Source organism: Cryobacterium sp. (assembly GCF_026786305.1).
Lineage (GTDB): Bacteria > Actinomycetota > Actinomycetes > Actinomycetales > Microbacteriaceae > Cryobacterium.
This window is the reverse complement of sequence record NZ_JAJAYI010000088.1, coordinates 1-10198: the sequence shown is the minus strand read 5'-3', so window position 1 is coordinate 10198 and position 10198 is coordinate 1. Positions and strand designations below refer to the sequence as shown.

At 62.3% G+C, this 10198-nt stretch carries 8 protein-coding genes; 3 read left to right on the top strand and 5 right to left on the bottom strand.

Annotated elements, in window-relative coordinates:
• Window positions 1–157 precede the first annotated feature (157 nt).
• From rpsA to polA, 3 genes are all read right to left on the bottom strand, one after another.
• Complete coding sequence (gene rpsA, locus LH475_RS11320) at window positions 158–1612, bottom strand: 30S ribosomal protein S1 (protein ID WP_196845640.1); 1455 nt, start codon at window positions 1610–1612, stop codon at window positions 158–160.
• A 207-nt stretch (window positions 1613–1819) separates the two neighbouring features.
• Window positions 1820–3496: a DUF885 domain-containing protein gene (locus LH475_RS11315; RefSeq protein WP_196845639.1), complete on the bottom strand. Its 1677-nt coding sequence runs from the start codon at window positions 3494–3496 to the stop codon at window positions 1820–1822.
• An 87-nt stretch (window positions 3497–3583) separates the two neighbouring features.
• Window positions 3584–6274 (bottom strand): DNA polymerase I, encoded by a 2691-nt coding sequence (gene polA / locus LH475_RS11310; protein WP_196845638.1) that lies wholly within the window; start codon window positions 6272–6274, stop codon window positions 3584–3586.
• 53 nt (window positions 6275–6327) lie between these two features.
• On the opposite strand from polA, the gene LH475_RS11305 reads away from it, so the two are divergent.
• A complete protein-coding gene (locus LH475_RS11305) occupies window positions 6328–6753 on the top strand; it encodes a hotdog fold thioesterase (RefSeq protein WP_196845637.1) in 426 nt (141 codons plus the stop codon).
• 6 nt (window positions 6754–6759) lie between these two features.
• Here the strand turns inward: LH475_RS11305 and LH475_RS11300 are convergent, their stop codons facing one another.
• Together LH475_RS11300 and LH475_RS11295 are read right to left on the bottom strand one after the other, a co-directional pair.
• Entirely contained in the window at window positions 6760–7410 is a 651-nt protein-coding gene (locus LH475_RS11300; RefSeq protein WP_297414092.1) for an AAA domain-containing protein, read from the bottom strand.
• On the bottom strand, window positions 7365–7700 hold the full coding sequence (locus LH475_RS11295; protein ID WP_297414090.1) for a hypothetical protein: 336 nt from the start codon (window positions 7698–7700) through the stop codon (window positions 7365–7367). Before LH475_RS11295 ends, LH475_RS11300 begins: the two co-directional genes overlap by 46 nt.
• 73 nt (window positions 7701–7773) lie before the next feature.
• Between LH475_RS11295 and LH475_RS11290 the strand changes: the two genes are divergently transcribed.
• Window positions 7774–9012 carry an IS30 family transposase gene (locus tag LH475_RS11290; protein ID WP_196845688.1) on the top strand — a complete coding sequence of 413 codons (1239 nt, stop codon included), beginning with the start codon at window positions 7774–7776 and terminating at the stop codon, window positions 9010–9012.
• Window positions 9013–9047: 35 nt separating this feature from the next.
• Complete coding sequence (locus tag LH475_RS11285; protein WP_196845673.1) at window positions 9048–9527, top strand: recombinase family protein; 480 nt, start codon at window positions 9048–9050, stop codon at window positions 9525–9527.
• The last annotated feature ends 671 nt before the right edge of the window (window positions 9528–10198 follow it).

The following is a 10198-nucleotide window of genomic DNA, read 5'->3' as shown; positions in this document are numbered from 1 at the left end:
TTTTTTATACCACACCGTCTCGCGCCCGGGGGTTTCCCCTCGCCTCCCGGGTGTATACCCCCCCCCCCCCAATCACACACCGGGCCCCAATCCGCCTTAGGGGGGCCGTTTTGTGCAGTGCCCGACAGGGGCGTGCTACTGCTGTGGTACTTCGGTGCTAGTTGCCGCCGGAGAGCTTCTCGCGGAGGGCCGCGAGTGCTTCATCGTCGGCGAGCGTGCCGGCGCCAGCCGACTCGATCGAGAAGGCCGATCCGGCCGGTGCGACGTCGCTGGGGGCAGCGATCTCGTCGTTCGCGGTCGAAACCTGCTTCTTGTGCGCTTCCCAGCGAGCCTGGGCCGCAGCGTAGTCCTGCTCCCACTTTTCTCGCTGCTCGTCAAAGCCTTCGCGCCACTCGTTGGTCTCGGAGTCGAAGCCTTCGGGGTACTTGTACTGGCCCTTGTCGTCGTACTCGGTGAGCATTCCGTAGAGCGCCGGGTCGAACTCGGTGCCGTCGGGATCGACGCCGTCGTTGGCCTGCTTGAGGCTCAGCGAGATGCGGCGACGCTCGAGGTCGATATCGATGACCTTGACGAAGACCTCGTCGCCGACCGAGACAACCTGCTCGGCGAGCTCGACGTGCTTGCCGGAGAGCTCGCTGATGTGTACGAGGCCCTCGATGCCCTCGGCAACGCGAACGAAGGCACCAAACGGAACGAGCTTGGTAACCTTACCCGGTGCAACCTGACCAATGGCGTGGGTGCGGGCGAAGACCTGCCATGGGTCCTCTTGGGTGGCCTTGAGGGACAGCGAGACACGCTCGCGTTCGAGGTCAACTTCGAGGATCTCGACGGTGACTTCCTGACCAACTTCAACGACCTCGCTGGCGTGCTCAATGTGCTTCCAGCTGAGCTCGGAAACGTGGACGAGACCATCGACGCCGCCGAGGTCGACGAACGCACCGAAGTTGACGATCGAGGAGACGACGCCCTTACGAACCTGTCCCTTCTGAAGGTTGTTCAGGAACGTCGTGCGGCTTTCGCTCTGAGTCTGCTCGAGCAGGGCACGACGCGACAGCACAACGTTGTTGCGGTTCTTGTCGAGCTCGAGGATCTTCGCTTCAATTTCCTGGCCCAGGTACGGGGTCAGGTCGCGAACGCGACGAAGCTCGATGAGCGATGCCGGCAGGAAGCCACGCAGGCCGATGTCGACGATGAGTCCACCCTTGACGACCTCGATCACCGAACCGGTGACGACACCGTCGGACTCCTTGATCTTCTCAACGTCGCCCCAAGCACGCTCGTACTGAGCGCGCTTCTTGGAAAGGATGAGGCGGCCTTCTTTGTCTTCTTTCTGAAGAACGAGGGCCTCGACCAGGTCGCCGACCTTGACGACCTCAGAGGGGTCAACGTCGTGCTTGATGGAGAGTTCGCGGGAGGGAATGACGCCCTCGGTCTTGTACCCAACGTCGAGGAGGACCTCGTCGCGGTCGATCTTCACGACGGTGCCCTCGATGAGGTCTCCGTCGTTGAAGAATTTCAGAGTCTTTTCGACCGCGGCAAGAAAGTCTTCAGCAGATCCAATATCGTTAATGGCGACCTGCTTGGGTGCCCGTACGGTCGTTGCGATTGTCATATAGTAATTGCTCCAGGATGGACATAGTCGGGCCATACGCGAAAAGACGTTCAGGTGTTTTAGATGCCCCGCGGTCCAGGAAGACCGTGGGACGCTGCGCGCATGGCAGCGGATAGGGTGCCACAAATGTGACTCTCTATCCTAGCTATCAGACTCCCCCGCAGGCAACTTGACCGAGTTGCCTGCGTTCTGGCCCACACGGATGCCCTACTTCAGCAGGGCCGACCGCAGCGTGTCGAGACCCACACCGCCCAGGTCGAGGGCGGTGCGGTGAAACTCCTTGATCGAGAAGGCTGCGCCCTGGCGTTTCTGGGCGGCATCGCGGAGCTGCTCCCAGATACGTTGGCCGACCTTGTAAGACGGAGCCTGGCCCGGCCAACCGAGATAGCGGTTCACCTCGAACTTGACAAAGCTCTCATTCATATTGACGTTTTGGCCAAGAAATTCGAAGGCGTAGTCCGCAGTCCACGGGCCAGAACCATCGGGCAGGGTCTTGCCGAGGTGAACGCCGATATCAAGAACAACGCGAGCCGCCCGCATCCGCTGCCCATCGAGCATGCCGAGGCGGTCAGCCGGGTCGTCGAGGTAGCCCAGTTGTTCCATCAGGCGTTCGGCGTAGAGTGCCCAGCCCTCCGCGTGTCCGGAGGTGCCGGCGAGCTGACGACGCCAGGTGTTGAGCTTGGCCCGGTTGTAGACGGCTTGTCCGATCTGCAGGTGATGACCGGGAACACCCTCGTGGTAAACCGTGGTGAGCTCGCGCCATGTGTCGAATTCGGTGACGCCGACCGGCACGGACCACCACATTCGGCCCGGCCGGGAGAAGTCGTCGGTCGGGCCGGTGTAGTAGATGCCGCCCTCCTGGGTGGGAGCGATCATGCATTCGATGGTCTTGATCTCGTCGGGGATGTCGAATTGGGTTCCGGCCAGATCGGCTACGGCCTTGTCACTGGTCTTCTGCATCCACTCCTGCAGTGCCTGGGTGCCGTTCAGTTTGCGGCTCGGGTCGGTGTCGAGGTAAGCGATGGCTTCGAGGACGCTCGCGCCAGGCTTGATTTGGTCGGCGACCTTCTCTTGTTCCCGGGTCATACGGGCCAGTTCTTCGATGCCCCAGTCGTAGGTTTCGTCGAGATCGATGGTGGCGCCCAGAAATCGTCGAGAGGCGAGGGTATACAAATCGCGGCCGATGGCGTCCTCGTGGGTCGCCTGACCCTCGAGTTCGGCGCTGAAAAAGGTCGCGAGCTTGTCGTAGGCGGTTGCCGAACGGCCGGCGCCGACGCCGAGATCCTTGGCCAGGGAAGCCGGCAGGGTGCCCTCATCCAAGGCAGCGTTGGCAGCGAACTCAGCGAAAAATCCGTCGTTGGCCGCATGGCGCTGCGCCTGGGCAAGCACCTCGCGCACCTGTCGGCGCGCCGGCGTCACTCCGCGTTCGATGCCGAGGCGGAGAGTCTGGATGTACCCGTCGATGGCGGCGGGCAGGTTGCCCAAGCGCGACGAGATGTTGGCCCAGTCGTCGACCGTTTTGGTGGGCATGAGGTCGAAGATTTCGCGAATCTCCTGTGCCGGTGAGGCGATGACGTTGAGGTCCCGCAACTGCAGCTCAGCGTCGGAACTTTCGACAGTGAGCGACAATTCGCTGCGAAGGTCGGTCTGCGTGACTTCGTCGACGCTGTCGACCGGGCGAGCGGCATCGAGCCGCACAATCGTCTTCTTCGCCTCGTCGACGAAGCGTTCGTGGCCGGCCGGGGAGTAATCGCCGAAGCGGCCATCGCCCTCGGTGCGGCCGATGTACGTACCCACCGTCGGGTCGAGATCGACGAGGGTGTCCACCCACTCTTCAGCGATCTGGTCGATGGCCGTCGGAGTGCGCTGGATGTCATTTGTCATCCACTGAGCCTAGAACATGACCGCGCGAAGTGAACACCCCAATTGGGGTAACCGGACGGTCAACCGCCTGAGATCAACGGCTCGTGATCAGTGTGCAGCGGCGTCCCAGTTGGGTCCGCGACCAACCTGCACCTCGAGCGGAACGAGCAGGTCTGCGGCGGATTCCATGTTGTGGGTGACAACGTGACGCAGGGCATCCCACTCCCCTGGAGCGACGTCGAAGATCAATTCGTCGTGCACCTGCAGCAGCATACGGGAGTCCATCGACGCATCCGTCATATCGGCGGCGATACCGTTCATGGCGATCTTCATGATGTCGGCTGCCGAACCTTGGATCGGCGCGTTGAGGGCCGCTCGTTCGGCGTTGTCGCGCAGCACCCGTTTAGGGCTGCCCAAGTCGGGGAACGGGCGGCGCCGACCGAAAATGGTTTCGGTATAGCCGTCGACCTTGGCCTGCTCGACGACATTCCGCAGGTAGTCGCGAACCGCGCCGAACCGCTCAAAGTAGTCGGCCATGAGTTGCTTGGCCTCTTTGGTGTCGATGCGCAGCTGCCGCGATAGCCCAAAGGCGCTGAGGCCGTAGGCGAGGCCGTAGCTCATGGCCTTGACCTTGCTGCGCATTTCGGATGTGACGTCGGACGGGTCAACCCCGAAGATGCGCGAACCGACGAAGCGGTGCAGGTCTTCGCCGGCGTTGAAGGCTTCGATCAATCCAGCGTCCTCTGACAGGTGCGCCATGATGCGCATCTCGATCTGGGAGTAGTCGGCCGTGAGTAGGCTTTCGCTACCCGCACCGGCTTGAAAGGCTGCGCGAATACGGCGGCCCTCCTCCGTGCGAACGGGGATATTTTGCAGGTTGGGGTCGTTCGAGGAGATGCGCCCGGTCGTCGTGCCGATCTGCACGTACGTCGTGTGGATGCGGCCCGTCGTGTCGATTGCTTTGTCGAGGGTTTCAACGATCTGGCGAAGCTTGGTAGCGTCGCGATGCTTGAGCAACAGATCGAGAAACGGATGCGGATTGCTGGCCTGCAGGTCGGCCAGAGCGCCGGCATCCGTTGAAAAACCGGTCTTGTTGGCTCGAGTCTTGGGCATCTCGAGCTGATCGAACAGCACGTCTTGCAGTTGCTTGGGTGAGCCGAGGTTCACCTCGCGGCCGATCTCGGCGTAGGCGGCGGCAGCGAGGCTCGCCGTGCTGGCACCGAGTTCGGCAGACAGCTCGGCGAGTTGCTCGTGCGAGACGCTGACGCCGGCCAGTTCCATATTGGCCAGGGCGAGCAGAGTTGGTAGCTCGATGTCGATCAGGAGTTTGAGCGAACCGGGGTCGAGGGTGGTTTCGATGACGGCGAACGCGCGCAGGGTGTACCAGGCCTGCGCGGGGGCGCCAGCCTGCTGGGTCTCATCGGGCACGAGCTGGTTCGGGTCGGCCAGTGGCAGGGTTTCGTCGAGGTAGCGCGACACGAGGTCGGCCAGGGTCTTGTCTGGGCCGCCAGGGCGAATGAGCCAGGCACCGACCAGCGTGTCGAAGGCGAGGCCCGCAAAGGGCAGACCACTGCGACGCAGCGCCTTCACCTGGTGTTTGGCGTCGTTCATGATTTTCGGGGTCCCGCTGGCGAGCCAGGCTTCGAGTGGGGCGTAGTCGTTGCGGTCCGGCTGCCAGGGTAGGTTGATCGTCTCGGTCGGACTGGCCAGACCGAAGCCGATGGCCTTGCCGTCCTGCACCTCAACGGTGAGGCCGAGTCCGGCTGGATTGCCCGCGATCGCACGATCGAGCCACGACTGCAGTTCTTCGTCGAGCAAGTCCTGCGCGACGGGGGCCCGCACGGCCGATTCTTCGTCGGTAACAGCGGTGGCGACAGCGGATGCTGCGGCTGCTGCGGCTGCAGGATCTTCGCCGGCCAGCTTGAGCACCCGGTCCAGCAGGGTTTTGAATTCGAGGCGGGTGAAGATGTCGCGCACGGCGTCGGTGTTCATGGCACCCCGTTCCAGCGCGGCGACCGCGATGGGCAGGTCGACGTCGGTGACGAGACGGTTGAGGCGGCGGTTACGAATCGCGTTCTCTTTCTGCTCACGCAGATTGTTGCCGACGACGCCCTTGATCTCGTCAGCGTGTTCGAGGATGCCGTCGAGGCTGCCGTACAAGCCGAGCCATTTGACGGCGGTTTTCTCGCCGACCTTGCTGATACCGATGAGGTTGTCGCTGGTTTCGCCGACGAGGGCTGCAACGTCGGGGTACTGTTCGGGATCGATGCCGTAGCGTTCGCGCACCCGCGCCGGGTCGTAGCGGGTGAGGGCGGACACACCCTGGCTGGAGGGGTAGAGCAGGGTGACCGTCTCGTTGACCAGCTGAATGGCATCACGGTCGCCGGAGACGACGAGCACGTTGTAACCGGCCTCGGTGCCCTCGACCGAGAGGGTCGCGAGAATATCGTCGGCCTCGAAGTCTTCCTTGGTGATGGTCGTGATATTCATCGCGGCGAGGGCTTCCTGCAGCAGCGGAATCTGGCCGAGAAACTCGGGCGGAGTCGCAGTGCGCGTACCCTTGTACTCGGGGTATTCCCGGGTACGAAAGGAGGCCCGGGAAATGTCGAATGCGACCGCGAGGTGGGTCGGTTTCTCGTTGCGCAGCAGGCTGAGCAGCATGGACAGAAAGCCATGGATGGCGTTCGTATGCTGCCCTGCGTGGGTCTGGAAGCTGTCCACGGGCAGGGCGAAGAACGCCCGGAATGCCAGGGAATGGCCGTCGATGATCATCAGGGTAGGCTTTTCGGAGTCCAACACTCCCCCAGCCTACAAGTGTCTTCCGGCGTGGGCTTCCTCGACCAAAGGTGACCATGTTCAATACAACTGACGACGCACTCGCCTGGGTTCAGCAACGCGGCGGAGGAGACCTGGCCGACAAGATGGGGCTGGAGTTCATCGAATTCACGATTGACCGGGCCGTGGCACGGATGCCGGTGGCCGGCAACACCCAGCCGGCCATGCTCATGCACGGCGGCGCCTATGTCGTTCTCGGCGAGTCGCTCGGCTCGATGGCCGCGAACCTGCACGCCGGACCGGGAAAGCTCGCTGTGGGCATTGAGATCAACGCCTCGCACAACCGTTCAGCGACCTCCGGGTACGTGACCGGTGTCTGCACTCCGATTCACCTCGGCCGTACGCTCACCACCCACGAGATTGTGGTCACCGACGACGCCGGGCGGCGCTGCTCGACGATTCGCATCACGAACATCATCAAGGATCTGCCCCCGCGCGTTTAGGTCGGTTCAGGGTTCTGGCTCGACCAGGCTGATAAACGCGCTGAGTTCAGCGACGCCGGCTGGCGTCGGGGGCAGGTATTCGGTGAGCGCGGGTGCATAGACCAAGTAGGCTGTCCATTTTGCCCGAGAGATGGCAACGTTGAGTCGATTCTTCATGATGAGAAACACCATGCCGCGCGGCGCGTCATCGGCCGATGACGCCGCCAGCATGACGATAGCGACTGCCGCTTCCTGGCCCTGGAATTTGTCGACCGTTCCCACGTGATTGCCAGGGTATCCGGCGACGGCCAGGCCGTCCCGCACCAGAAGCCGCTGGGCGTCGTCCGGGGTCACGCCGATGACATCCGCCTCGGTTAGAGGGTCGTTCACCCGGTCGGTGGTCGGGTCGGTCCACCGGCGGCCGAGGACATCGCGGATCAGTGACGCGACGGCATGCGCTTCTTCGGGCGAGACGATCGCATTGCCGACGTGCTCGACCGGGATGGCGTGCAGTCCGGGTTCGATTCCGGCCAGCAGCCGGGTTGCGGCAATCGGGTTGACGCGCAGCAGGCCGGCGTACGACAGGCGGGAAACGGGAGCGGTGACCGCCGGATGCCTGCGCGGGCTCTCGCTCAGAAAATAGCCGAGGTCAGCCGACAGCACGTCGAGCCCGGCCACGACCCAGTTGAGCGCAGACTGGTCGATCGGCTCGGGGTGCGCACCAAATTTCTGAAATCCCAGGCGGTACCGCCGGTAACGAAAACGGTGGCGGCGTGGTCGAGGCCGGAGATCAGCTGGCCGTCCTTCGGCAGCGCGGTGAAGGTAGCTCGAGCAGAGTCGGCGCCGGTTTTGGGAACTTTTCCAACGAGGTCGGGCTCCAGCCCGGCCAAGACGACGTCGCGCAGCAGGTTCTCCACGACCGCGTGGGACTGGGCGACGACGCCGATCTTCCAGCCGTATTGTTGCACGAGCGCAGTGATGACGTGGGCGCCGAGGGGCGTTTTCTAGCCGTCGTTGCAACGCTGGAGTTTGGAGACAGCGATGGATGACAGTTCACGAAGCCGCAAGAAGGGTGCCGGCGCGCTCCCTATGGCAGAGACGCGCGTTGAATATGCTCGGTTGATGAGTCAAGGAATCACGAACGCCGAAGCGTGTCTGCAGTTGAAGATTAACCGGCGTACGGGCATGCGGTGGCGGTTTGGGCGAACCGTGAAGCAGGGGCACGGGCACGGGCACGGGCGCACGAAAACCTATCCGCCGATATCCATGATCGCCCCGTCCATCATTTCCCCGCGGTACCTCTCTGAAGCCGAGCGGATTCAGATCGCTGATGGGGTGCACGCCGGCACGACGCTGCGCCAGATCGCGGCTGGTCTTGGACGCAGTCCCTCCACGATTAGCCGGGAGATACGACGTAATAGCGCTCCGAGGTCGGGGCGGTACGCGCCTCACGCAGCCGAAATTCGCGCTGCTGTCTCACGAAAACGCCCGAGACAGAGCAAGATCGCCGGGAGTGCGCCGCTACGCACAGCGATTGAAACGTTGCTGAAGGAGCAGTGGAGCCCGAGACAGATCTGTCACCAGTTGCGCATCGACTTTCCCGGCCAACCGGAGATGCACCTCGTGCACGAAAGCATCTACCAAGCCCTCTACTCGCCGCACACCAGCGGGATCGCGCGCGGGATGACAGCACATCTGCGCACGGGTCGCCGTGGACGGTTGCCACGCCGAACAGGCTCCGCGCGGCGCTCCCGTTTCTCGGGGCCGCTCTTGGATCAACGTCCCGCTGAGGTTGATGATCGGCTTGTACCCGGTCATTGGGAAGGCGACCTCGTGTGTGGGGCGTTCAACCGCTCGGCCATCGCCACACTCGTGGAACGCACCACCGGTTTCCTCATGCTCGTGCATTTGAACGGCAAGCACGATGCCGTCAGTGTTCGCACACACGTGGGCAACGCCATGTCGGCACTGCCGCCGCACCTGCGCAAATCACTGACCTGGGATCAGGGCTCGGAGATGGCCGAATATCAACAGTTTCAGGACGACACAACCATCCCTGTCTACTTCTGTGACGCGCATTCGCCGTGGCAGCGCGGCTCTAACGAAAACACCAACGGGTTGATTCGCCAGTACTTTCCCAAGGGAACCAATTTGAACCTCCACAGTCCAGAACGTCTGGCGGAAGTCGCCGCGAAGATCAACACACGGCCACGGGAATCACGCAGCTGGGAACCGTCCGGACGGCACTTCGATAGGCTCAAAGAAATAGCCCGCATTTGATCGAGTGTTGCGACGTTCGCTAGAAAACGCCCAGTTTGTCACGGCCGCCGACAGACACCATCAGCGGCACCAAGACCGATCGACCAGGCTTGACGAAGGCGCTCGAACAGCTCCGCGCCGGCGACACTCTCGTCGTCTGGAAACTTGACCGACTCGGCCGCACCGTGAAGAACCTCATCGACTTCACCGAACAACTCCACCAAGACGGTGTTGGCTTCCGCTCGCTGACTGACCAAATCGACACCACCACCCCGGCCGGCCGGTTCTTCTTCAACATCATGGCGTCGCTCGCGCAAATGGAACAAGAACTCACCATCGAACGAACCCAAGCAGGTCTCGCCGCCGCCCGCGAAAAAGGCCACCTCCCCGGCCGGAAACGCATCATGACCGAAAGCAAGATCGCATCAGCAATAAAGCTTCTCGAAGCAGGTATGACACCACCCGACGTTGCGCGTGACCTGGGCGTCTCCATTGCCACGATGTACCGGTGGATCCCCGCCCACGGAAGGCCGTAATTCCAGCCACTCCGGAGCACTCGGCTGCGGCCGCCATCAGACTCGTAGCGTGGTTTTTATTCCGTTCCGTGATCTGACCCCAAGAGAGTTTTACCCACGGCATCAGTCGCGGTTATTGGTCACTCGTGGGTCCATGTGCTCGGGCGGTTCCTGATTGCCATAAGTGCGCAGCTAACGACGACCAGCAAGGAAAGAACGATGAACGCTAAATTCACCGGTCCAGGATCTTCTCCACCTGCCACTGCAATCGCTCGCGGTACGCCCACAACGGCGGAAATTAGTCCGACAACGATGTAGAAGGAAAAAGCGTTCTTGCGGCTCATTTTTGTATTTCGTGCTTAGCAAAGATTGGAGATCAGGAAGGCAGGGGCTGCAGTTGCAAAGGATATAGCTCCTGCCACACCAACTATTACGCCTCCCACTCCAGTAGCCACAAAGGGTGACCCGACAAGGGTGACTACGCCTGCAACTGTGGCGATATTCCCAAAGATAGTCCCAGCGTCAGCAGCACCGGGTGCGCACGCAAGTCCTTGCGCTCGTCAAGTTTTTGAGACAGTTCGATGTGTTTTTCTTCTATGCCGCAGCCAGTTGGCGGCGGTCTTGGTAAGCGGCGAGAGCGGCGGCCAGCTGTAATCCTCCGTTGTGGGAGTGGGGCCGTCGCCGGTTGTACC

Coding starts and splice junctions, on each gene's coding strand:
- LH475_RS11315 (WP_196845639.1), bottom strand. CDS start 3,496: ATGACAAATGACATCCAGCGCACTCCGACGGCCATCGACCAGATCGCT.
- LH475_RS11290 (WP_196845688.1), top strand. CDS start 7,774: ATGGATGACAGTTCACGAAGCCGCAAGAAGGGTGCCGGCGCGCTCCCT.
- LH475_RS11305 (WP_196845637.1), top strand. CDS start 6,328: ATGTTCAATACAACTGACGACGCACTCGCCTGGGTTCAGCAACGCGGC.
- rpsA (WP_196845640.1), bottom strand. CDS start 1,612: ATGACAATCGCAACGACCGTACGGGCACCCAAGCAGGTCGCCATTAAC.